This is a genomic window from Cellulosimicrobium sp. NPDC057127, assembly GCF_042670945.1.
Taxonomy (GTDB): domain Bacteria; phylum Actinomycetota; class Actinomycetes; order Actinomycetales; family Cellulomonadaceae; genus Cellulosimicrobium.
In genome coordinates this window covers 26,612-49,059 of the sequence record NZ_JBHUUP010000015.1, presented here as the reverse complement: position 1 = coordinate 49,059, position 22,448 = coordinate 26,612, and the positions used below count along the sequence as shown (strand labels likewise).

Here is a 22,448-nt window from a genome sequence, read left to right as displayed (position 1 = left end):
AGCCCGCGGGCTCAGCGGAAGCGGCGTCCCTCGTCGCGGCGGTAGGCGACGACGGCGAGCGCGGCGAAGAGCGCCGTCCAGCCGAGGAGCACCGGCCACGCCCACGGGTTGGCCGGCTCACCGGTCAGTGCCTGGACGAGCAGGTCGCGCCCAGCGCGCGTCGGCGTCGCCTGCGAGATCCCGTCGAGCCAGTCGGGGAAGAGCATGGGCGGCAGGAACAGGCCGCCGGCGAACGCGAGCGGGAAGAGGATCACCTGCACGACCGGCAGCGCGGCCTTGGCGGACAGCGAGTACCCGACGGCCATGCCGAGCAGGACGAACGGGACGGACACGAGCAGGATCGTCCCCACGCCCGCGACGAGCTCCGTCACCGTGACCGACGCGTCGGTGAACAGCCACCCGATGAGGATGAGCGGCACGAGGCCGAAGAGCGCGAAGATCCCGCCGTTGAGCACGCGGGCGATCATCCGCGGCGCGGGCCCGGCGGGCAGCGACCGCAGGAACGGGTCGAACGGGAGCTGCCGGTCCTCCGCGACGCCGAGCCCGTACGTGAACAGGCTGGCCGAGCAGACGGCGAACAGGCCGAGGGCCGCGACGGCGGTCGTCGCCGCGACGGGGTCCTGCGCCACCGCGGGCTGCGGCACGACGAAGAAGAACATCGCGAGCGCGGGGAACAGCAGGTTGCCCAGCACTGCGATGGGCACGCGCACGGTCTCGAGGAACTGGTACTTCAGGTGCAGCCACGTGAGGCGCGCCGCCCCGGGGCCACGGGTGTCCGTCGTGCTGCTCGCCCTGGTGGTGGTCGCGGTGCTCATCGTGCTCCCTCGGTGTCCGCGGCCGCGGTGCGCGACCCGGGACGGTCTGCGGCCGGCGCGTCGTGCGCGACCATCTCCTCGAAGGCCTCCTCGAGGCTCGCGCCGCGGATCTCGAGGTCGCGGAAGTCCGTGCCCGAGGTGACGAGGTCGCGGACGAACGCGTCGGCGTCGGGCGTGTACAGCTCCTGGCGGCCGTCGGCGAGGGGCTCGGCCCGCACGACGCCGGGGCGGCCGGCGAGGTCGGTGCCGGACCGCACGGCGACGCGGCGCAGCGACACGCGGCTCAGGATCGCGTCGAGCGAGTCGTCGGCCTTCACGACGCCCTGGTCGATCACGACGACGCGCTGCGCGAGCGCCTGCACCTCCTCGAGGTAGTGGCTCGTGAGCAGCACCGTCCCGCCGTCCGCGTGGTACGCACGGATGGCGTCCCACAGCGCCTGGCGGGCCCCGACGTCGAGCCCGGTCGTGGGCTCGTCGAGCAGGACGACGCGCGGGCGCCCGACGAGCGAGAGCGCGACCGCGAGACGGCGCTTCTGCCCGCCGGACATCGCGCCGGTCTGGCGGCCGGCGAGGTCGGTCAGCCCGAACTGCTCGAGGAGGTCCGCGGTGGGGACGGGGTCCGGGTAGTGCCCTCCGACGAAGTCGACCACCTCGCGCACCTTGAGCGTCGCGGGCAGTCCCGTCTCCTGCGGCGTGATGCCGAGCCCGAGCCGGCTGCGGGCGTCGCGCGGGTCGCCGCCGAAGAGGCGGACGGTCCCCTCGTCGGGCCGGCGCTGCCCGCTGACGAGCGACAGGAGGGTCGACTTCCCGGCGCCGTTCGGGCCGAGCAGCCCGACCAGCTCGCCGGGGCCGACGGTCAGCGAGACGTCGTCGAGCGCGACGACGGTGCCGAAGCGCTTGGTCACGCCCTCGGCGGTCACCAGAGGCGTCGCGGGGTCCGACGGCGCGAGCGCCGCGCGCGTATCCGCGCGGGGCGGGGCGGGGGGTGCGGTCATGATGCGGTTCCTCTCAGGAGGGACGTGAGCGTGGTCGTGTAGGTCTCGAACGCGACGCGCCCGGCGCTGGTGAGCCGGAGGTAGGTGGCGGGCGTGCGCCCCTCGTGCGTCTTGGTGACCTGGACGTAGCCCGCGTCCTCGAGCTTGCGCAGGTGCGTGGACAGGTTCCCTGCGGTCATGTCGAGCAGCTTCTGCAGCTTGGGGAACGACAGCTCGTCCCCGGGGCCGAGGGCGGCGAGCGTCGCGACGACGCGCAGCCGGGCCGGCGCGTGGATGACCGGGTCGAGGTCGACGTCAGGCATCCGCCACCTCCGGCGACCGACCGCGCGCGGCGTGGGGTCCGTCGTCGGCGAGCCGTCGCCGTCGGGCGCGCACGAGGTGCTCGATCCCTGCCATGACGAGGAAGCCGCCACCACCGAGGAGCGCCATGACGAGGTACGTCAGGGGCAGGCCCGCGAACGTGGCGACCGCCGCGACGAGCAGGACCCACACGCCGAGGACGAACAGCCGCGTGTCCTGGAAGGCGGCGGCCCCGCCCAGGTAGAGCAGCCCGACGACGACGCACGCGAGCGCGTTGCTCGCGAGGGACATGACGTCCTCGGAGGCGCCCGCACGGGCGAGCCCGCCGAGCACGAGCCCCAGGGTGAGGAAGCCGAGCATCCAGGACCAGCCGTAGAGCATCCCGGTGCGGGCGCTCACGCCGCGGGTCCCCGCCGTGCGGGTGACGCTGTGCACGATGGTGAACGCGACGGCGCTGACGATCGCCCCGCCGAACACCGCGAAGGCCCACGACGCGGGCTGCGTCCCGCCGTCCTCCTGCCGGGCGCTGGTCCACAGGGTCAGGTAGCCGACGAGCCAGGCGATCCCCCACGCGAGGTAGAGCAGGCGGCCGTCCGGCTCGGTGGCGGAGCGGGCGCGGTCCTGCTGCTCGCGGATGAGCCGCAGGGACTCCGCCGGGTCGAGCGGGGCGTCGGGGTGGTGGGCCGCCATGGGACTCTCCGTACGAAGTAGTTTGTGTTGCAAAGTAGTTTCCATCATGCACGCCTTCACGCGTCATGGCAAGCACTGCGAGACCGCCCGGGCCGCCCTACCGTCGGGGACGCAGGGACGAGCCGGGCGAGGGAAGGACGGGACGTGGGACTGCCGGTGGTGTACGCGGTGCTCGGGGTCGCGAGCGTCGGGCTCGCGCTGTGGAGCAAGAAGCTGCGGAGGCTGCCCCTCACCGAGCCGCTCGTGGCGCTGCTGCTCGGCATCGCGCTCGCGCAGGCCGGCGTCCTCGGCGGCTCGGGGGCGCTGGGCTGGGACGAGAAGGAGCGGGACACGCTCCTGCTCGAGACGTCCCGGCTCCTGCTCGCCGCCTCCGTCATGGCCGCGGCCCTGCGCTTCCCCACGACGTCGCTGCGCGCGGTCGTGCGGCCCGTCGCCTGGCTGCTCGTCGTCGTCATGCCCGCGGCCGCCGTCGTCTCGGGGGCGCTGTCGCTGACGCTCGGGCTCCCTCTCGCCCTCGCGGCGGTCCTCGGCGCGTGCCTGAGCCCGACCGACCCGGTGCTCGCCTCGTCCGTCGTGACGGGCGACGTCGCGCAGCGGTCGCTGCCCCAGCGGCTGCGCACCGTGCTCACCGCCGAGAGCGGTGCGAACGACGGGCTCGCCCTGCCGCTCGTGGCGGTCGCCGTCTCGCTCGCGCTGCCCGCGCGGGACGTCGGCCACGAGCTCGCACTTCTCGCCTGGGAGGTCGGTGGCGCCGTCGTGCTCGGCGCGGCCGCGGGGCTCGCCGTCGCAGCCGGGCGCCGGGCGGCGACGCGCCACCGGGACCTCGACGACGGGCCGGCGCTCGTGCTGACCCTGCTGCTCGCGGTCGCGACGCTCGGCGTCGCGCGGCTCGCGGAGACGGACGGCGTGCTCGCGGTCTTCGTCGCCGGGATCGCGTACGGGGCGCGCACCGAGGCGTCGACGCGCAGCCGGCAGGACGCCGTCGACGAGGCGATCAACCGCTACGCGGTGGTCCCGTTCTTCGCGCTCGTCGGTGCCGCGCTCCCCTGGTCGGAGTGGGCGCGGCTGGGGCCGACCGTCGTGCTCGTCGTCGTGGGCGTCCTCCTCCTGCGCCGGCTGCCGGTCGTGCTCGCGTCGCGCGCCCCGCTCGGCATGCCGTGGCGGGACGCCGCGTTCGCGGGCTGGTTCGGCCCCATGGGCGTCTCCGCGGTGTTCTACCTCGTGCACGCGCGCGAGCAGGGCGTCCACGACCCGCGCGTGTTCGCGGTCGGGATGCTCGCCGTGGCCGCCAGCACGGTCGTCCACGGCACGACGGCGGCCCCGCTCGCCCGCCTGTACGCTCGCCGGTCCGACGGATAATGTGATATCACTTTGCTATCCAGATGATCGGCGGCCGGACCGGCCGCGAGGGAGGACCGCGACCATGACCCAGACCGCCACCCCGCCGCAGGAGTCCGTCGGCGGCGAGCCGACCGGACGGCCCGTGGGCCACGCGGGCACCCGCGTCGACATCACGGAGCGGCCCGCGTGGTCGCTCGGCGCCGGGGGCGCGATCGTCGCGCTCGTCCTCGCCTTCGCCCTCGCCGGGCTCGGCGTCGTGCTGTTCGCCGTGTCGACGCCCGGGGCCGTCGTGGCCGCGGTCGTGTGCCTCGTCGTGGGCGTCGGGCTGTTCACCGGCATCTCCGTCGTGAGCCCCGGTCAGACGCTCGTCGTGCAGCTCTTCGGCCGCTACCTCGGCACGATCCGGCGCACCGGTCTCGTGATGACGGTGCCGCTGACGACGCGCCAGCGCGTGTCGGTGCGCGTGCGCAACTTCGAGACGAGCGAGCTCAAGGTCAACGACGCCGACGGTAACCCCATCAACATCGCGGCGATCGTCGTGTGGCAGGTCGCGGACACCGCCAAGGCGAGCTTCGCCGTCGAGGACTACGACGACTTCGTCGTGGTCCAGGCGGAGTCCGCCCTGCGCCACGTCGCGATGTCCCATCCGTACGACGACGCCGACGCCGGCGAGGAGTCGCTGCGCGGCGCCACCGAGGTCGTCTCCGCCGAGATCGCCGCGGAGGTCGCCGAGCGCGTCGTCGTCGCCGGCGTCGAGGTCATCGAGGCGCGGATCTCCAACCTCGCGTACGCGCCCGAGATCGCGCAGGCCATGCTCCAGCGCCAGCAGGCGGGCGCCATCATCGCGGCCCGCTCGCGCATCGTCGAAGGCGCAGTGTCCATGGTCGAGGACGCGCTCGCACGCCTCGAGCGGGACGACGTCGTCGTCCTCGACGACGAGCGCCGCGCCACGATGGTCTCCAACCTCCTCGTCGTGCTGTGCGGCGAGAGCCGCGCGACGCCCGTCGTCAACGCGGGGTCGCTCTACCAGTGACCGACGCGGAGCCGAGGCTGCCCGACGACGGCGAGCGGCCGCCGTCGGGCACCGGCACGCCCGCGAGCGCCGACGGCGGCGAGGCCGGGCCGGACGGCGCACGACCGGCCCGGGCGCGCAAGGCCCAGCGCAAGTCCGTCCTGCTGCGGCTCGACCCCGCGGTGCACGACGCGCTCGCCCGCTGGGCCGCGGACGACCTGCGCAGCGTCAACGCCCAGGTCGAGATGCTGCTGCGCCGGGCGCTCGCCGACGCCGGGCGGCTGCCGCGCGACGTCGCCCCCGTGCGGCGCCCCGGCCGCCCGCCGCGCGACACCTGAGGATCCAGCGGCCTCCCAGCCGACGTCGAGGGCAGGTCGAGACGGCGGTGCTATAACCGGACGGTGCCCCATCAGCCCGCCGACGCCGCGCCGTCCGCCCTCGCGCCCGCCGCACCGTCGCCCGACGTCGCCCCGGCGCGACCCGACCGCACGTCCCGGAGACGGATCTCGGCCGAGATCTGGATCGTCCTCGGCCTGAGCCTCGGCCAGTCCGCGGTGTACGCGCTCATCAACATCGTCGCGCGGCTCACCGCGGAGACGGCGCTGCGCGACCAGTCCGCGAGCCTCAACGTCAGCCAGTCCGCGCGCCCGTACCTCGACCTGACCTACCAGCTGGTGGGCATCTTCTTCGCCGTGCTGCCCGTGGCGCTCGCGCTGTACCTGCTCAGCGCACGCGGCCGGTCCGCGGTGCGGGTGATCGGGCTCGACGGCGCCCGGCCCGTCCGCGACGTCGGCTGGGGTTTCGCGCTCGCCGCCGCGATCGGGATCCCCGGGCTCGCGTTCTACCTGCTCGGCCGCGCGATCGGCATCACGGTCGAGGTCCAGGCGTCCGCGCTCAACGCCGCGTGGTGGACCGTCCCGGTGCTGCTGCTCTCCGCGCTGCAGAACGGGCTGCTCGAAGAGGTCATCGCCGTCGGGTACCTGTACGAGCGCACGCACGACCTCGGATGGGGGCGCGTGAAGTTCGTCGTGTGGAGCTCGCTCCTGCGCGGCTCCTACCACCTGTACCAGGGCATCGGACCGTTCATCGGCAACGTCGTCATGGGCGTCGTCTTCTCGTGGTGGTACACGTCCCGGTGGGGACGGCACCGCGTCATGCCGCTCGTCATCGCGCACACGCTGCTCGACGTCGTCGCGTTCGTCGGTTACGCACTCCTGCCGCTGGAGTGGAAGCAGTCGCTCGGGCTGGCGTGACGACGGCGGGTCGTGGCGTGCGCAACGGTCCGGTCAGACCCGGACCGCCAGGCACGAGTCGACGACGTGATAGGAGCCCAACGCCTGACGTTCGACGTCGCCCCTCACGTCGTAGACGACGCCGACGCCGCCGTCAGAGCCCGTCATCATCTTGACGCCCTGCGAGCTGCACCCGTGCGCTACGTACGTCGCGTCACGCTCGACCCACACGCAGACCTCGCCCCGCAGTTCCGGCTCGTCCACGAGGAAGAACGCATAGCCGTCCTCCTCGTGCAGCAACCGCGTCTCTCCGAGCCCGTCCGCCGCCTCGGCCGTGGTGTCGACCGAGTCCCCCGGTCCCGCCTCGGTCTCGAAGACGTCCGACGGCGCGCACTCCGACCCTCCGCCGCTGCATGCCGTGATCGCCCCCACCAGCAGGAGCGCGAAAGCCAAGGCGACGCGCGACGTCACCCCTCGTCGAGTGTCGTGCCGCTGTGCCATCAACCATCCCGTCGTCGCGAACGTACGCGGCCAGGCAATCAAAACGTCAGCGGACGGGCAAGTTGTCGCTAACCGATGCGGAGTCGTCTTGGTGGCGCTGCTGGCGGTCCTGTGCGCGGGTGCGTCGTCTCGCGCGCGATGTGCTCGACGTCTCGGCCAGCGTCGCGACGTCCACGACGGATCCCGGCTGACCTGGAAGGATGCGGCCATGGTCGCCGTCGAACCGGAAAGCACGTTCACCGGCCGCGTGACTCGGATCTCCCGCGTCCTCGCCGTGGTCCTCGGCCTGCTGAGCGTGGGGAACCTCGTGGCCTGGGCGAACCGGTGGTACATCACGGAGAGGTTCGCTCCGTCCCTGGGAAGCGAGGACGGCGACTTCGCCGTCTGGATGTACGAGCGCATGGCCGTCGTCCACGAGACGCTCCTGACCGCCGTCGTGCTCGGGCTCGCCGGCGCCGCCCTCGCGGTGCTCGGTGCACGACTCGACGCCCGTGCGCGGCGGAGGGCGTGACCTTGGCGTGAAAGGTCCACGTGCCCCGCGACATGGTCGGGGCATGAGCACCCGAACCTGCCGCGCGATGGCGGTGATGCCGTCGGGGTGGTGTGCGGGGCGGCCACCGGCTGCACGACGGACCGTGAGGACCTGCGGCCGGCCGAGCCGACGGGTGCGGTGGCGGACACGTGGAAGGTCCCGATCCCGGACGGCGCCGGCAGCGCCCCACCGGCGTCCGTCGTCCGCGGCGACGCCCCGGGCGAGCTCGTCGTCGTCACGTGGGGAAGCAGCTCGTGCCCGGCGCTGCCCGTCGAGGTGACCCGGTCGACGACGGCGATGCTGCCGCCGACGCCCGCCACCCTGCGCATCGACGTGAGCCCGGACGTGTGGGGCGACGTGCCGTGCACCGAGGACTACGGCCCGTCGGCGAGCACCCTCACCGTCTCCGGCCTTCCCGACACGGCGTTCTCGGTGACCGTCGCGCCCGCGCGGTCGGCGAGCGACGCGGGCCAGCGCGACGAGGTGACCGTCACGGTCCCGGCCGCCCGACCTGCCCCGTAGTCTCGGGCGGAGTGAGCCGCCGACCACGTGAGGACACGGACCGATGACTCTAACCCGCTCGATCCTGCTGTTCGCCGCCGCCGCGCTGTTCGAGATCGGCGGTGCGTGGCTCGTGTGGCAGGGCGTCCGCGAGAACCGGGGCTGGATCTGGATCGGCGCGGGCGTCGTCGCGCTCGGCCTCTACGGCTTCTTCGCGACGCTGCAGCCGGACGCGAACTTCGGGCGCATCCTCGCCGCGTACGGCGGGGTCTTCGTCGCCGGGTCGCTCGCGTGGGGCATGGTCGTCGACGGGTTCCGGCCGGACCGGTGGGACGTCACCGGCGCGCTGATCTGTCTCGCCGGCGTCGCCGTCATCATGTACGCCCCGCGGCCCGCCTAGGCTCCGGCGAACGCTCCCAGCACCAGCGCGGCGACGTCGGCGAGCAACGAGTCGTCGGGCTCGTCGTCCATCCCCGGCCGGTCGGTGAGGACCGCTAGCACGATCGGCGCGCCGTCGGGCGGCCACACGACCGCGACGTCGTTGCGCGAGCCGTAGCGCCCGGCCGTGCCGGTCTTGCTCCCGACCGTCCAGCCGTCGGGCGCCCCCGCCCGGATCGTCCCGTCCCCGGTCGTGCTGCCCGTGAGCCAGGAGACGTAGACGGCGCGCACGCCCGGGTCGAGCGTGTCGCCCAGCGCGAGGGCCGCGACGCCGTCCGCGAGCGCCCGCGGTGTGGAGGTCCGTGCCGGTTCACCGGGCGTGAAGCGGTTGAGCTCGGGCTCCCACGCGTCCACCAGCGTCGTCGTGTCCCCCGTCTCGACGAGCGCCGCCTGCAGCGCCTCCGGCCCGCCGAGGTGGCGCAGCAGCACGTTGAACGCGCCGTTGTCGCTCCGCGAGACCGCTGCGGCGCCGAGCTCGCGGACCGTCATCGCGGTCCCCACCCTCGTACCGGTGACGGGCGACCACCCCGCCCCCTCGACGTCCTCCGCCGTCACCGGCAGCGCCTCGTCGAGCGCCGACGCCGGCTGGCCCCGCAGGAGCACCCCGGCGGCGAGCGCCTTGATCGTCGACGCGTAGGCGAAGCGCTCGTCCGCCCGGTGCTCGACGTGGTCGCCCGTCGCGGTGTCGACAGCATGCACCCCGACGCGCGCGTCGTAGGCGGCCTCGAGCGCGGCGAGCTCGTCCGCCACGCCCGGTCCCAGGTCCGACGGCGTGGGCGCGGGCTCGGCGGACGGCGTCGCCTCCGGCGCTGCGCTCGACGGAGCCGCCGTCGGCGCGGGCGACACCTCACCGTCGGACGCGGCGCTGCACGCCGCCAGGGCGAGCGCGCTCGCGAGCACGAGCCACGCCGCGCCGCGTCCGTGCCGTGCCACCTGGTCCCCGCCCGTCGCTCTCGGTCCGTCGCGCCACGCGTGCGGCGCGACGGACCGAGGCTAGCCGAGCGCCCGCGGCCGCTCAGGCGCCGCGCAGCTCGCGCAGCGCCTCGCGGCGCTCGGCCTGGGCGACCGGGTCGGGCACGGGCAGCGACGCGAGGAGGCGCTGCGTGTACTCCTCGCGCGGGTTGCCGAGCACCTCCTCGCCCGTGCCCTCCTCGACGAGCCGGCCGCGGTAGAGCACCGCGATCCGGTCCGAGAGCAGGTCGACGACGGCGAGGTCGTGCGAGACGAACAGGCTCGCGAACCCGAGCTCGCGCTGGAGCTCGGCGAACAGCTCGAGCACGCGCGCCTGCACGGACACGTCGAGCGCGGACGTCGGCTCGTCGGCGACGAGCAGCTCCGGGTCGAGCGCGAGCGCCCGCGCGAGCGACGCGCGCTGGCGCTGCCCGCCGGACAGCTCGTGCGGGAACCGGTCGCCGTACGAGCGCGGGAGCTGCACGGCCTCCAGCAGCTCGTCCACGCGGCCGCGCGCCTCCTCGGGGGACGCCGCCCGCCCGTGCACGACGAGCGGCTCGGCCACGCAGTCCGCGATCGTCAGCAGCGGGTTGAAGCTCGTCGCCGGGTCCTGGAACACGAAGCCGATGCGCGGGCGCACGGGTCGCAGGTCGGCGGACCGCACGCCCTTCATCTCGACGCCCAGGACCCGCAGCGACCCGTCGGTGACCGGTGTGAGGCCGGCGACGGCGCGCGCGATCGTCGTCTTGCCCGAGCCGGACTCCCCCACGAGCCCGAGCACCTCGCCCGGGCGGATGGCGAGCGAGACGTCGTCGACCGCGGTGAAGCCGGGACGGCGCAGCCGCCCCGGGTACGTGATGGTCAGGCTCTTCGCCTCGACCACCGGCTCGGCGCCCTCCCAGCCCGCGGCCCGGGCCGACGCGCGGACCTCCGCCCGGGCGACGCCCTCGCCGATGCGCGGGACGGCGGCGAGCAGCCGCTTCGTGTAGTCGGCCTGCGGGTCCGCGAACAGCTCGGGCGCCCGCGCCTGCTCGACGACCTTGCCCTGGTACATCACGGCGACGCGGTCGGCGAGGTCGGCGACGACGCCCATGTTGTGCGTGATGAGCACGATCGCGGTGCCGAACTCGTCGCGGCAGCGGCGCAGCAGGTCGAGGATCTCGGCCTGCACGGTGACGTCGAGCGCCGTCGTCGGCTCGTCGGCGACGATGAGCCCCGGGTCGAGCACGAGGGCCATCGCGATGACGATGCGCTGCTTCTGCCCGCCGGAGAACTGGTGCGGGTAGTGGTCGACGCGCGTCTCCGGGTCGGGGATCCCGACGCGCCGCAGCACGTCGATCGCCCGCTTCCGGGCCTCGCGCCGCGAGACCTTCCCGTGCGCGCGCAGGCCTTCCGCGATCTGCCAGCCCACGGTGAAGACCGGGTTGAGCGCCGCGGACGGCTCCTGGAACACCATCGCGACGTCGGTGCCGCGCACCTGCCGCAGCCGCTCGCCGTCGAGCGCGACGACGTCGTGCTCCGCGGTGCCGGCCTTGTTCGACAGGACGACGGCGCCGCGCGCCGTCGCGGTGGAGGGCAGCAGCCCGAGGATCGTCTTCGCCGTCACCGTCTTGCCGGAGCCGGACTCGCCCACGACCGCGAGGACCTCGCCCGGCGCGACCTGGAGGTCGACGCCGTCGACCGCGCGGACCGCCCCGGCGTCGGTCGCGAACGACACCGCGAGGTCGCGGATGGTCACCACCGGGCCCCGCGTCGCGTCCTCGGTCGCCGTGGTCGTCCCCGTCGCCGCGCTCATCGCCGGCCCTCCGTCTCGTCGGACGGCCCGCTCGTCGGCGGACCTGCTTCGTCGTCCCGCGCCGCCCAGCCCTCGAGGTCGTCGAGCCCCGCCAGCCCGGCCGTGAGCGTCCCGCCCGGCACGACCGACGTCTCGGCGACCTCGCCCGACACCTCCGCCGACGCACGGCGCGAGCGCAGCCGCGGGTCCGCGAGGTCGTTGAGGCTCTCGCCGACGAGCGTGATGCCGAGCACCACGAGCACGATCGCGAGGCCCGGGAACAGCGCGGTCCACCAGATGCCGCTCGTCACGTCGGACACGGCCTTGTTGAGGTCGTAGCCCCACTCGGCCGCCGCCGTCGGCTCGATGCCGAAGCCGAGGAAGCCCAGGCCGGCGAGCGTGAGGATCGCCTCGGACGCGTTGAGCGTCACGATGAGCGGCAGCGTCCGCGTCGCGTTGCGGAGCACGTGGCGCACCATGATGCGCCGGTGCGGCGTGCCGAGCACGCGCGCCGAGTCGACGAACGCCTCGCTCTTGATCCGCACGACCTCGGCGCGCGTCACGCGGAAGTACTGCGGGACGAACACGACGGTGATCGACAGCGCCGCGGCGAGGATGCCGCCCCACATGTTCGACTGGCCGCCGGAGATGACGATCGCCATGAGGATCGCGAGCAGCAGCGAGGGGAACGCGTAGATCGCGTCCGCCACGACGACGAGCAGGCGGTCGGCCCAGCCGCCGAAGTAGCCGGACACGAGCCCGAGCAGCACGCCGAGCACGATGGACGCGAGGATCGCGACGACGATGACGAGGATCGCGGTCTGCGCGCCCCAGAGCACGCGCGACAGGACGTCGTACCCGCCGACGGTCGTGCCGAGCAGGTGCTCGGCCGACGGCGGCTGCTGCGCGCCGAACGCCCCCTCGGACGTGCGCAGCTGGCTGTACCCGTAGGGCGCGATCCACGGCGCGAGGGCCGCGGTGAGGGCGAACAGGCCCGTGATGACGAGGCCCGTGACGAGCATGCCGCGCTGCAGGCCGACGCTCTGGCGCAGCTGGTGGACGACGGGCAGCCGCTTCCACCGCGGTCCGCGGCGGCGCGCGGCCGACGGCGGCGCGCTCGACGTGCCGGTAGCGCCGGCGGGGGTGGTGCTGGTCTCGGCGACCATGGTCAGTACCTCACCCTCGGGTCGATGAGCGCCGCGACGACGTCGACGAGGAAGTTCGTCACCGCCACGATCACGGCCATGAGCACGACGATCCCCTGCACCGCGACGAAGTCGCGCGCCTGCAGGTACTCGGCGAGCTGGAACCCGAGGCCCTTCCACTCGAACGTCGTCTCGGTGAGGACCGCGCCCGCGAGGAGCATGGCGATCTGCAGTCCGATGACGGTGATGATCGGGATGAGCGCCGGGCGCCACGCGTGCGTGCGGACCAGGCGCGACTCACGCACGCCGCGCGAGCGGGCCGCGTCGACGTAGTCGGTCGACAGCGTGCCGATGACGTTGGTGCGCACGAGCCGCAGGAACACGCCGGCGGTGAGCAGGCCGAGCGCGACGGCAGGGAGGACGGCGTGGGCCAGGACGTCGCCGATCACCTCGGGGTCGCCCGTGCGGATCGCGTCGACGAGGTAGAAGCCGGTGGGGTCGTCGAGCATCTGCATCTCGATCTCCGCGTCGGTCGACGCGCGGCCCGAGACGGGCAGCCAGCCGAGCCACACCGAGAAGACGAGCTTGAGCAGCAGGCCCGCGAAGAACACGGGCGTCGCGTAGGCGAGGATCGCGCCGATCCGCAGCGCGGCGTCGGGCACGCGGTCGCGGAAGTACCCGGCGACCATGCCGAGCGGGATGCCGACGACGAACGCGACGAGCAGGGCGTACAGCGCGAGCTCGAGCGTCGCGCTGCCGTACGTCACGAGGACCTCGACGACGGGCCGGTTGTCGCTGATGGTCGTGCCGAAGTCGCCCCGGAGGATGCCGCCCAGGTACTCGAGGTACTGCACGAGGACGGGCCGGTCGTAGCCCGCCTCGGCGATGCGCTCGGCGAGCTGGTCGGGGGTGAGGCGTCCTCCGAGCGCGGCGGTGATCGGGTCACCGGTGGCGCGCATGACCACGAAGACGGTGGTCACGAGGATGAAGACGGTGGGGATGATGAGCAGCGCGCGCACGAGGATGTAGCTCCCGAGCCCGCCGCCCGATCGGCGTCGGCGGCCGGGGGCGCGGGGTGCCGCCGCCCGGTCCTCGCCGACCTGCTGGTCCGCGGTGGTGGTGGTCATGTCGTCTCTTCGTCGGAGGTCCGTGGGCGTCCGTGAGCAAGGCACGGCCCGGCCTCCCCACGACGTGCGCGGGGAGGCCGGGCGGCGCGTCAGCCCTTGGACAGGGCCGCGTAGCGGAACTTGAAGGACGGGTCGAGCGTGTCCTCGGCCCCCTCGACGTCGGCGCCGACGACGGCGACCTGCGCACCCTGGAGGTACGGCAGGGTCGACAGGTCCTCGGCGACCTTCGTCTGGATCTCCTCGATGAGCGCGGTGCGCGCGTCGGCGTCCGCCGTCACGGCCTGCTCGAGGATGAGGTCGTTCACCTCCTGGTCGGCGTAGTGGTTGACCAGGAAGTTCTCCTCGAGGAAGAACGGCGTGAGGTAGTTGTCCGCGTCGGAGTAGTCCGGGAACCAGCCGAGCTGGTAGGCCGGGTAGACGTCGGCGGTGCGCTCCTCGGCGTACGTGACCCACTCGGTGGTCTGCAGGTCGACCGTGAACAGGCCGTCCTTCTCGAGCTGGTCCTTGATGAGCGCGTACTCGTCGGCCGACGACGGGCCGTAGTGGTCGTTCGAGTACTGGAGCTTGAGCGTGACCGGTGTCTCGACGCCCGCGTCCGTGAGGAGCTTCTCGGCCGCCGCCGCGTCGGGTGCGCCCGCGCCGTCGCCGTACATCTCCTTGAGCGGCTCGATCGCGCCCGTGAGGCCCGCCGGCACGTAGGAGTACAGCGGGGTGAACGTGCCCTTGTAGACCTGCTCCGACAGCTCCTCGCGGTCGATGAGCGACGCCGCGGCCTGACGCACGGCGAGCGCCTTGGCCGGGTCGGCCTCGGGCGTCGCGGCACCGAACGGCTGGGTGTCGAAGTTGAAGGTGATGTAGCGGATCTCGCCACCGGGGCCGTCGAGCACCTTGACGTCGTCGTTGCCGCGCAGGTCCTCGATGTCGGTCGCGGACAGGCTGCGCCACGCCACGTCGATGTCGCCCTGCTGGATCTCGAGCTTCATGTTCGACGCGTCGGCGTAGTACTTGACCGCGACCTTCTCGGTCTTCGCCGGGCCGAGCAGGCCCTCGTAGCCGTCGTACGCCTCGTAGGTGACGAGGTTGTTGAAGTCGTAGTTCGTGATCGCGTACTGGCCCGCGAAGGCGTTGCCGTCGACGATCTCCTGGTCCGACGTCAGGGCGTCGGCCGCGAACACGTCCTCGTCGACGATCGGGCCGACGGGGCTCGACAGGATCTGCGGGAAGACCTGGTCGTTCTCGCTCTTGAGGTGGAAGACGACCGTCGTGTCGTCGGGCGTCTCGACGCTGTCGAGGTTGTAGAGCAGCGACGACGGGCCGTTCGGGTCCGCGATCGCGATCTGACGGTCGAACGTGAACTTCACGTCGGACGACGTGAGGTCGTTGCCGTTGGCCCACTTCAGGCCCGGCTTGAGCTTCACCGTGTACTCGGTCGGCGCGGTGAACTCGGCCGCCTCCGCGATGTCCGGCTCCACGTCCGGGCTGCCGTACGGGGTGTTCATGAGGAACGGGAACACCTGGTTCATGACGGCGAACGAGCCGTTGTCGTACGAGCCGGCCGGGTCGAGCGTCGTGACCTTGTCGGTCGTGCCGATCGTCAGGGACCCGCCGCCGCTCGCGCTGCCGCCGTCCTCGCCGTCGTCGCCGGAGCCTCCGCCGCACGCCGTGAGGGTGAGCGTCACCGCCGTGATGCCGGCGGCCGCGACGAGCAGCCGCTTCCTGGACACCGCTGTCATGGGTCTACCTCTTTCTCGGGTTCTCGGGGTACGAGACGCAGGTGGGTGCGACGGTGCACGCACCAGGACCCCGGCCTGGTGGCGGAGTGGGGTGATTTCTAGCACGACGTCGTGTCGAGCATGTGTCAGAAGGTGGAGGAACCGGGCGATATCGGCGCGTCTGTTACCCGGTCGTAACCCGCCGCCCCGGGCAACCGTCGTGACGTGAGACACATCCACGCCATGCTGGTGCCGGGTGTATGGTTCCGCCCCCTCGCGCCGGCTACGTGGAGGTCGCACCCTCCTGCGGGGGCGGGTCCTCGCCGTCCGGAGCGGCGTGCGCGGTCGGCGGCACGACGTCGGGGCGCTCCGCCGCCGCGCCGAGCACCGACCCGCCCGTCACGACGACGCCCGCCGCCGCGGCGTGCGCGCGCAGGTCGGCGAGCTCGCGCGCGACCGCGCGGACCGCGAAGCCCGAGACGACGTGGATCGACCCCGCGACGAACGCGTAGAGCGCGAAGACGACGGTGACGAGCCGCAGGACGTCGAACGCGTCGAGTGGGCGCGTGACGAGCAGGACGCCGAAGAGCACCGAGACGATCCCGAAGGTCAGCACCCACGCCCAGCCGAGGTCGCGGTTGCGCGCGAGGGCCGCGGCGCCGGCGATCGTCGTCACGCCGAGCACGAGCACCCAGACGGCGAGCACGTAGTAGAGGGCGGTCGCCGTGAGGTCGGGCCACAGACCCACCACCACGCCGAACACGACGTTCACGCCCGCCTGGGCGAGCCACCACGCGGACCCGGTCTGCTGCCGGTGCACGAACCCCTGGACGGCGACCAGCACGCCGTCGGCCACGAGGAACGCGCCGAGCACGAGGCGCAGCGTCCCGAGCTGCTCCAGGGGCTCGATCATGAGCAGCAGCCCGAGCACCACCAGCACGACGCCCCGCACCACGGGCAGCCACCACACCCGCCGGAACGGGTTGCGCTCGTGCGTGGCCTCCTCGGCGGCGGCGACGTCGTCCCCCATGCATCCCTCCCTGTGCCCGGGTCCCGCGGTCCGGAACGGCCGCGGGCGCTCCTCATGCTAGGGAGGGCTCGGTCACACTCGCGCGGCGGAACGGGCCGACCGACACGCGGAACCGACCGGGACGATCCCCACCAAAGGCGTCCGAACGGGACGTCGCACTCCGGGACCACGTCCCGGCGGGCCGCGCGGACGGCGCCGCGGCACGGAAGGAAACGGCCAAATACCGCGCCTCCGCCCGTGCCGCGCCCTAGACTCGCAGCCATGTCCTCGCCCGCTCCCGAGCCGTCCGGGGGCCACCCGCCCACCGGGCCCGTGGTGGAGGTCGGCAGCCTCGGGGCGCCGCCCGGGCAGGACCCGCGCCCGGCGACGGGCCCTCTCGAGTCCCTGCTGTCCCGCCCGGTGCCCGTCGACGCGACGAGGACCGTACGCATCGTCGACACGACCGAGTCGCGCGTGCGCCACCCCAGCGATCTCGTGAACCTCGTGCTCTGCGCGCTCGGCGTGGCGCTGCTCATGCTCATGTCGGTGTTCGCGCACGGCACCACCGAGGGCGTCGCCGAGGACGTGCGCAACTTCTCCGACCTGCTGTACCAGGTGCTGTTCATCCCCGTCGCCGTCCTCGAAGGGCTGCTCACGCTGTTCGTCCCGGCGGCGGTGCTGGTCGAGCTGGGGGTGCGCCGCCTCGGACGGCAGGTCGTCGAGGCGATCGTCGCCGCGACGCTCGGGCTGCTCCTCGCCGTCGTCGTGGTGCTCGCCGTGCGCACCTGGGGCTCGGACGAGCTCGTGCGCGGGCTGTCCGTCTTCACCGGCGGGCAGTGGCGCCTCACCATCCCCGGCTACGTCGCCGCGCTCGCCGGTCTGCTCACCGCCGCGGGGACGCGCACCCGGCGTCGCACCGTCGCGTGGTCGTGGAACCTCATCTTCGTCGCGATCGGCGTCGTGCTCATCACCGGCCAGGTGTCCCTGCCGGGGATCGCGATCACCCTCCTGCTCGGCCGGATCGCGGGGATGGCCGTGCGGTACACGTCGGGCGTGCGCAGCGAGCGCGCGTACGGCCCGGACCTCGTCGCGGGCGTGCGCCGCGCCGGCTGCTCGCCCGTGGCCCTCGTCCGGGTGCGCGACGTCACCGACGACGAGGAGCTCGCCGAGGCCGCGGAGGACCCGCTCACGGAGCTCGACGCCGAGGGGCACGTGACGTCGGAGGTCCACATCGGCGTCCTGCGCGCACCCGGGGCGTCCCACGAGGCCGGCACGGTCCTCACCGCGGACGCGACCCTCGCCCGCCAGCACCTCGGGGGAACCGGCAGGCCCGGCTCCGGTGCGGCGACCACGCCGGTCCCGCCCGGTGGCGCCACGGCTCCCGACGGAGGTCCGGACGGCGAGGACGCGCCGTCCGACCCCGGCGCGATCGCGCTCACGCGAGCAGGCGACAACCGCGTCTACGCGATGATCGACGAGAGCGGCGAGCGCCGCGACGTCGTGGTGCTCGACGGCGACCGGCAGGTCGTCGGCTTCCTCACGCGGCTCTGGCGCTCCCTGCGCCTGCGCGGCATCGAGGGCCGCGCCGCGATCTCGCTGCGCGCCGCCGCCGAGCGCTCGGCCCTGCTCACCTACGCGGCCCGCGCCGCCGGCGTCCGCACGCCGAACCTGCTCGGCATCGCCGAGTCGGCCGACTCGATGGTCCTCGTCCAGGAGCACGCCCACGGAGCCGTGTCGCTGCGCGACCTGCCCGCCGACGACCTCACCGACGCCGTGCTCAACGAGGCCTGGCGCCAGCTCACGCTCGCCCACGCGGCAGGCATCGCGCACCGCGCCCTGACGTCGGACGTCGTGCTCGTCTCGCGCACCCCCGCGACGGGCGCCCCGGACGTGTGGCTCACCGGGTGGGAGCAGGGCGACATCGCGTCGTCCGAGCTCGCCCGGCGCATGGACCTCACCCAGATGGTCGCGCTGCTCGCCCTGCGCGTCGGCGCGCGGCGCGCGGTCGAGTCCGCGGTGAGCGTGCTGCCCGACGAGGACATCGCCGCCATCGGCCCCCTTCTCCAGTCCGTCGCGCTGCCGCCGAGCACGCGCGAGGAGATGCGGCAGAACAAGGAGCTGCTCAAGGAGCTGCGCGCCGCGCTCGTCGACCGGCTGCCCGAGGCGGACGTCGAGCCGCAGCGCATCACGCGGTTCGGGGCGCGGACCGTCCTCACGCTCACCCTCACGATCGTCGCCGTGACGGTCGTGGTCACCACCATCAACTTCGACCAGATCACCGAGGCGCTCGCCGAGGCGAACCCGTGGTGGGCGGTCGTGTCCTTCCTGCTCGGCATGCTCACCTGGGTCGGGGCCGCGCTCACGCTCGTCGCGTTCTCGCCCCGGCGCATCCCCATGGCGCGCGCGACGCTCACGCAGGCCGCCGGGTCGTTCGTCGCGCTCGCCGCGCCGGCCGGCATCGGCCCCGCCGCGCTGAACCTCCGGATGCTCACCCGGAGGGGTGTGCCCACGCCCGTCGCCGTCGCGACCGTGGGCCTCGTGCAGGTGTCGCAGTTCGTCGTGACGATCCTCATCCTCGTGGTGCTCTCGACGTTCACCGGCGAGGGCGGCCTCGTCCAGCTGCCGTCGACGACCGTGCTGCTCGCCATCGGCGGCGTCGCGCTCGCCGTGCTCGCCACGCTGCTCGTCCCCGGCGTGCGTGGGTGGGCGCTCGCCAAGATCCGCCCGACCGTGCAGCAGGTGTGGCCCCGGCTCTCGGAGCTGCTCGGCCAGCCCGGGCGCCTGGCCCTCGGGCTCGGCGGCAACGTGATCATGACGCTCGGCTACGTCCTCGCGTTCGACGCCGCGCTCGCCGCGTTCGGCCAGGAGCTGTCGCTCGTCGACGTCGCGGTCATCTACCTCGTCGGCAACGCCGCCGGTGCCGCGGTGCCGACCCCCGGCGGCCTCGGGACGATCGAGGCCGCGCTCATCGTCGGCCTGACCGCTGCGGGCGTGCCAGCCGCGCTCGCCACCTCCGTGGCGGTGATCTTCCGCGTCGCGACCTACTGGGGTCGCGTGCCGTTCGGCTGGGCCGCGATGCGGTACCTGCAGAGGAAGGGCGACCTGTAGCACCGGTACCGCGCGGGTCCACGGTGCCGGACCGCGGGACGTTGGACCCGGTCCCCGCGCCCCCGGGGGTCGGTAGGCTCGCCGCGCGCCCGGCCGATGCCGGACGGGCCGGTCGCCGCTCGACGAGGTGAGGAGCCCGCACGTGAGGATCGGAGTCCCCCGCGAGGCCGCGGACGACGAGCGGCTGGTCGCCGCGACGCCGCGGACGGTGGAGCGCCTGCGCGCGCTCGGGTTCGACGTCGTCGTCGAGCACGACGCCGGGGCGCGCGCCACGTTCCCCGACGCGGCGTACATCGAGGCCGGCGCGGCCGTGGCCGACGCGGCGACGGTGTGGGGCAGCGACGTCGTCGTCGCGGTGAACGCGCCGACGGATGCGCAGGTCGCGCAGCTGCGCCCGGGCGCGACGCTCGTCGCGATGCTCTACCCGGGCAGCCGCCCGGAGCTCGTCGAGCGCCTCGCCGCAGCCGGCGTCACGGCTCTCGCCCTCGACGCCGTGCCGCGCATCTCCCGCGCGCAGGCGCTCGACGTGCTGAGCACCCTGTCGAACGTCGCCGGGTACCGCGCAGTCGTCGAGGCCGCGCAGGAGTACGGCGGCATGTTCGCCGGGCAGGTCACCGCCGCGGGCAAGACGCCGCCCGCGAAGGTCTTCGTCATCGGCGGGGGCGTCGCGGGCCTCGCCGCCGTCGGGACCGCCGCGAGCCTCGGGGCGCAGGTGCGCGCGTTCGACGCGCGCACCGAGGCCGCGGAGCAGATCGAGTCGATGGGCGGGACGGCGGTGCGCGCCCCCGAGGCGCAGCAGCAGATGAACGCCGACGGGTACGCGCGACCGCTCACGCCCGAGCAGGAGCGGCACGCGCTCGACGTCTACGCGCGCGAGGCGGCGGAGGCGGACGTCGTCGTCACCACCGCGCTCGTGCGGGGCCGCGCCCCGCGGACGCTCACCGCCGAGGCGGTCGCCGGCATGCGGGCCGGGAGCGTCGTCGTCGACCTCGCCGCGTCCGGTGGCGGCAACTGCGCGCTCACCGTGCCCGGCGAGCGGGTCGTCACCGACGGCGGCGTCGTGGTCCTCGGCTGGACCGACCTCGCCGGGCGCCTCCCGCAGCACACGTCGCAGCTGCTCGGGACGAACGTCGTGCACCTGCTCGAGCTGCTCACCCCGGAGCGCGACGGGCAGGTCGCCGTGGACCTGGACGACCCCGTGCAGCGCGGCATGACCGTGGCGCGCGACGGCGACGTGCTCTGGCCGCCACCGCCCGTCGCGGTGAGCGCCGCGCCACCACCAGGCCCGGCCCCGGACGACGGCGCACTGCCGGGCACCGGGCCCGGCGACACCCGGGAGGTCGCCACGGACGGCGAGCGGGCTGCCGCCGACGCGGCGGAGCGGCGTGCGCGCCGAGGACGGCAGCGGCTCGTCGGCGCGGCGCTGGCCGCCGTGCTCGTCACCCTCGCGCTGTCGTTCGCGCCGCCGTCGCTCGTCGGGCACGTCACCGTGTTCGCCCTCGCGGTCGTCGTCGGGTACTACGTCATCTCGCACGTCACGCACTCGCTGCACACGCCGCTCATGGCCCAGACGAACGCGATCTCCGGGATCATCCTCGTCGGGGCGCTCCTGCAGATCGGCTCCGACGACTGGCTCGTCACGACCCTCGCGTGCGTCGCCGCGACCGTCGCCAGCATCAACATCTTCGGCGGGTTCCTCGTGGCGAACCGCATGATCCGCATGTTCCGCAAGGACGCCCCGGCGGTGGCCCGATGACCGCCACGTCCGTCGCGCAGGCCGTCTACGTCCTCGCCGCGCTGCTGTTCGTCCTCAGCCTCGCGGGCCTGTCCCGCCAGGAGACCGCACGGCGCGGCAACCTCGCCGGCGCCGCCGGCATGGTCCTCGCGCTCGGCGCGACGATCGTGCTCGCCCTCGGCACCAGCGCCCGGCCGGCGCTCGTGACGGCGCTGCTCATCGCGGTCGTGCTGCTCGTCGGGGCGGTCGTCGGCACGTGGCGCGCGCGTCGCGTCGAGATGACGCAGATGCCCGAGCTCATCGCGATCCTCCACAGCTTCGTCGGGCTCGCGGCCGTGCTCGTCGGCTACAACTCCTACCTCACCGCGCACGCGGCCGGCGGCGACGACGTCGCGCACCTCGTCGAGGTGTACCTCGGCGTGCTCGTCGGTGCCGTGACGTTCACCGGATCCGTCGTCGCGTTCCTCAAGCTCTCGGGCCGCACCCGGTCCGCGCCGCTCCAGCTCCCCGGGCGCAACCTGCTCAACCTCGCGGCGCTCGTCGCGAGCGTGGGGCTGCTCGGCTGGTTCGTCGCCGCGCCGTCGGTGTGGCCGCTGCTGCTCATGACCGTGGTCGCGCTCGCGCTCGGCTGGCACCTCGTCGCGTCGATCGGCGGGGGCGACATGCCCGTCGTCGTCTCGATGCTCAACTCGTACTCCGGGTGGGCCGCCGCCGCGGCCGGCTTCATGCTGAGCAACGACCTGCTCATCGTCACCGGCGCGCTCGTCGGCTCCTCCGGCGCGATCCTGTCCTACATCATGTGCCGGGCCATGAACCGGTCGTTCGTCTCCGTCATCCTCGGCGGGTTCGGCGCCGAGGAGGGCGCCGCCGCACCGTCCGCCGTCGGCGACCAGGGCGAGCACCGCGATACGGGCGCCGAGGACGTCGCGCGCCTCCTCGCCGACGCGCGCAGCGTCGTCATCACGCCCGGGTACGGGATGGCCGTCGCGAAGGCCCAGTACCCCGTCGCGGAGCTCGTGGCGCTGCTGCGCGAGCGCGGCACCGACGTCCGGTTCGGCGTGCACCCCGTCGCCGGGCGCCTCCCCGGGCACATGAACGTGCTCCTCGCCGAGGCGCGCGTCCCCTACGACATCGTGTTCGAGATGGACGAGGTCAACGACCGGTTCACGGACACCGACGTCGTGCTCGTCATCGGCGCCAACGACACCGTCAACCCCGGCGCGCTCGACGACCCCGGATCCCCCATCGCCGGCATGCCGGTGCTCCACGTGTGGGAGGCGCGCGACGTCGTCGTGTTCAAGCGGTCCATGGCCACCGGGTACGCCGGCGTGCAGAACCCGCTGTTCTTCCGCGAGAACACGTCCATGCTGTTCGGCGACGCCAAGGCGCGCGTCGAGGACATCGTCGCCCACCTGCGGATGTCCGTGCCGACCGCCTGACCCGCTGCGACCGCCTGACCCGGTGCGAACGCCTGACGCGGTGCCGGCAGGCGGCGCCCTGGTCCGGCGGGCGGCGTCGTTCTCCGAGGTG

Annotated in this window: 21 protein-coding genes; 10 read left to right on the top strand and 11 right to left on the bottom strand. The window is 73.8% G+C overall.

Going from position 1 to position 22,448, the window contains the following annotated elements; all coding sequences use genetic code 11:
- Positions 1 to 11 precede the first annotated feature (11 nt).
- Genes ACFTZA_RS14335 through ACFTZA_RS14320 form a run of 4 tightly spaced genes read right to left on the bottom strand, consistent with a single transcriptional unit; the run spans position 12 to position 2,800 of the window.
- Positions 12 to 815: an ABC transporter permease gene (locus tag ACFTZA_RS14335; RefSeq protein ID WP_378196099.1), complete on the bottom strand. Its 804-nt coding sequence runs from the start codon at positions 813 to 815 to the stop codon at positions 12 to 14.
- Complete coding sequence (locus ACFTZA_RS14330; RefSeq protein WP_378196096.1) at positions 812 to 1,810, bottom strand: ABC transporter ATP-binding protein; 999 nt, start codon at positions 1,808 to 1,810, stop codon at positions 812 to 814. The genes ACFTZA_RS14335 and ACFTZA_RS14330 overlap by 4 nt, the downstream gene beginning before the upstream one ends.
- On the bottom strand, positions 1,807 to 2,112 hold the full coding sequence (locus ACFTZA_RS14325; protein WP_378196094.1) for a transcriptional regulator: 306 nt from the start codon (positions 2,110 to 2,112) through the stop codon (positions 1,807 to 1,809). The genes ACFTZA_RS14330 and ACFTZA_RS14325 overlap by 4 nt, the downstream gene beginning before the upstream one ends.
- Positions 2,105 to 2,800, bottom strand: coding sequence for a hypothetical protein (locus ACFTZA_RS14320; RefSeq protein WP_378196091.1), 696 nt, complete (start codon positions 2,798 to 2,800; stop codon positions 2,105 to 2,107). The genes ACFTZA_RS14325 and ACFTZA_RS14320 overlap by 8 nt, the downstream gene beginning before the upstream one ends.
- Before the next feature lie 144 nt (positions 2,801 to 2,944).
- On the opposite strand from ACFTZA_RS14320, the gene ACFTZA_RS14315 reads away from it, so the two are divergent.
- The 4 genes from ACFTZA_RS14315 to ACFTZA_RS14300 all read left to right on the top strand — a co-directional run bounded on the left by ACFTZA_RS14315 (position 2,945) and on the right by ACFTZA_RS14300 (position 6,406).
- A complete protein-coding gene (locus ACFTZA_RS14315; protein WP_378196088.1) occupies positions 2,945 to 4,159 on the top strand; it encodes a cation:proton antiporter in 1,215 nt (404 codons plus the stop codon).
- A 64-nt stretch (positions 4,160 to 4,223) separates the two neighbouring features.
- Positions 4,224 to 5,174 (top strand): SPFH domain-containing protein, encoded by a 951-nt coding sequence (locus tag ACFTZA_RS14310; protein WP_378196085.1) that lies wholly within the window; start codon positions 4,224 to 4,226, stop codon positions 5,172 to 5,174.
- The gene (locus ACFTZA_RS14305) at positions 5,171 to 5,491 is read left to right on the top strand and encodes a hypothetical protein (protein WP_378196082.1); all 321 of its coding nucleotides are present in this window, start codon (positions 5,171 to 5,173) and stop codon (positions 5,489 to 5,491) included. Before ACFTZA_RS14310 ends, ACFTZA_RS14305 begins: the two co-directional genes overlap by 4 nt.
- Before the next feature lie 165 nt (positions 5,492 to 5,656).
- Complete coding sequence (locus ACFTZA_RS14300) at positions 5,657 to 6,406, top strand: CPBP family intramembrane glutamic endopeptidase (protein WP_378196252.1); 750 nt, start codon at positions 5,657 to 5,659, stop codon at positions 6,404 to 6,406.
- A gap of 33 nt (positions 6,407 to 6,439) precedes the next feature.
- On the opposite strand, the gene ACFTZA_RS14295 is transcribed toward ACFTZA_RS14300, so the two are convergent.
- Positions 6,440 to 6,856 (bottom strand): hypothetical protein, encoded by a 417-nt coding sequence (locus ACFTZA_RS14295; protein ID WP_378196079.1) that lies wholly within the window; start codon positions 6,854 to 6,856, stop codon positions 6,440 to 6,442.
- Between the two features lie 238 nt (positions 6,857 to 7,094).
- Here ACFTZA_RS14295 and ACFTZA_RS14290 point away from each other — a divergent pair, with 238 nt between their 5' ends.
- From ACFTZA_RS14290 to ACFTZA_RS14280, 3 genes are all read left to right on the top strand, one after another.
- On the top strand, positions 7,095 to 7,397 hold the full coding sequence (locus ACFTZA_RS14290) for a hypothetical protein (protein ID WP_378196076.1): 303 nt from the start codon (positions 7,095 to 7,097) through the stop codon (positions 7,395 to 7,397).
- An 87-nt stretch (positions 7,398 to 7,484) separates the two neighbouring features.
- Positions 7,485 to 7,940 (top strand): hypothetical protein, encoded by a 456-nt coding sequence (locus ACFTZA_RS14285; RefSeq protein ID WP_378196073.1) that lies wholly within the window; start codon positions 7,485 to 7,487, stop codon positions 7,938 to 7,940.
- A 43-nt stretch (positions 7,941 to 7,983) separates the two neighbouring features.
- Positions 7,984 to 8,319, top strand: a complete 336-nt coding sequence (locus tag ACFTZA_RS14280) for a YnfA family protein (protein ID WP_378196070.1) — start codon at positions 7,984 to 7,986, stop codon at positions 8,317 to 8,319.
- Here the strand turns inward: ACFTZA_RS14280 and bla are convergent.
- The 6 genes from bla to ACFTZA_RS14250 form a co-directional block, all read right to left on the bottom strand.
- The gene (gene bla / locus ACFTZA_RS14275; RefSeq protein WP_378196068.1) at positions 8,316 to 9,290 is read right to left on the bottom strand and encodes a class A beta-lactamase; all 975 of its coding nucleotides are present in this window, start codon (positions 9,288 to 9,290) and stop codon (positions 8,316 to 8,318) included. The two genes, ACFTZA_RS14280 and bla, sit on opposite strands and share 4 nt — an antisense overlap.
- Positions 9,291 to 9,372: 82 nt before the next feature.
- Positions 9,373 to 11,103 carry a dipeptide ABC transporter ATP-binding protein gene (locus ACFTZA_RS14270; protein WP_378196065.1) on the bottom strand — a complete coding sequence of 577 codons (1,731 nt, stop codon included), beginning with the start codon at positions 11,101 to 11,103 and terminating at the stop codon, positions 9,373 to 9,375.
- Positions 11,100 to 12,104: an ABC transporter permease gene (locus ACFTZA_RS14265; protein WP_378196248.1), complete on the bottom strand. Its 1,005-nt coding sequence runs from the start codon at positions 12,102 to 12,104 to the stop codon at positions 11,100 to 11,102. The genes ACFTZA_RS14270 and ACFTZA_RS14265 overlap by 4 nt, the downstream gene beginning before the upstream one ends.
- A 146-nt stretch (positions 12,105 to 12,250) precedes the next feature.
- Entirely contained in the window at positions 12,251 to 13,354 is a 1,104-nt protein-coding gene (locus ACFTZA_RS14260) for an ABC transporter permease (RefSeq protein WP_378196062.1), read from the bottom strand.
- 89 nt (positions 13,355 to 13,443) lie between these two features.
- Entirely contained in the window at positions 13,444 to 15,087 is a 1,644-nt protein-coding gene (locus ACFTZA_RS14255) for an ABC transporter substrate-binding protein (protein WP_378196059.1), read from the bottom strand.
- A 262-nt stretch (positions 15,088 to 15,349) separates the two neighbouring features.
- Positions 15,350 to 16,096 carry an HdeD family acid-resistance protein gene (locus tag ACFTZA_RS14250; protein ID WP_378196057.1) on the bottom strand — a complete coding sequence of 249 codons (747 nt, stop codon included), beginning with the start codon at positions 16,094 to 16,096 and terminating at the stop codon, positions 15,350 to 15,352.
- Between the two features lie 261 nt (positions 16,097 to 16,357).
- Between ACFTZA_RS14250 and ACFTZA_RS14245 the strand changes: the two genes are divergently transcribed.
- From ACFTZA_RS14245 to pntB, 3 genes are all read left to right on the top strand, one after another.
- Positions 16,358 to 19,183: a flippase-like domain-containing protein gene (locus ACFTZA_RS14245; protein WP_378196054.1), complete on the top strand. Its 2,826-nt coding sequence runs from the start codon at positions 16,358 to 16,360 to the stop codon at positions 19,181 to 19,183.
- A gap of 142 nt (positions 19,184 to 19,325) precedes the next feature.
- Positions 19,326 to 20,939, top strand: coding sequence for a Re/Si-specific NAD(P)(+) transhydrogenase subunit alpha (locus ACFTZA_RS14240; protein ID WP_378196050.1), 1,614 nt, complete (start codon positions 19,326 to 19,328; stop codon positions 20,937 to 20,939).
- On the top strand, positions 20,936 to 22,357 hold the full coding sequence (gene pntB / locus ACFTZA_RS14235; protein ID WP_378196047.1) for a Re/Si-specific NAD(P)(+) transhydrogenase subunit beta: 1,422 nt from the start codon (positions 20,936 to 20,938) through the stop codon (positions 22,355 to 22,357). Before ACFTZA_RS14240 ends, pntB begins: the two co-directional genes overlap by 4 nt.
- Positions 22,358 to 22,448: the final 91 nt, after the last annotated feature.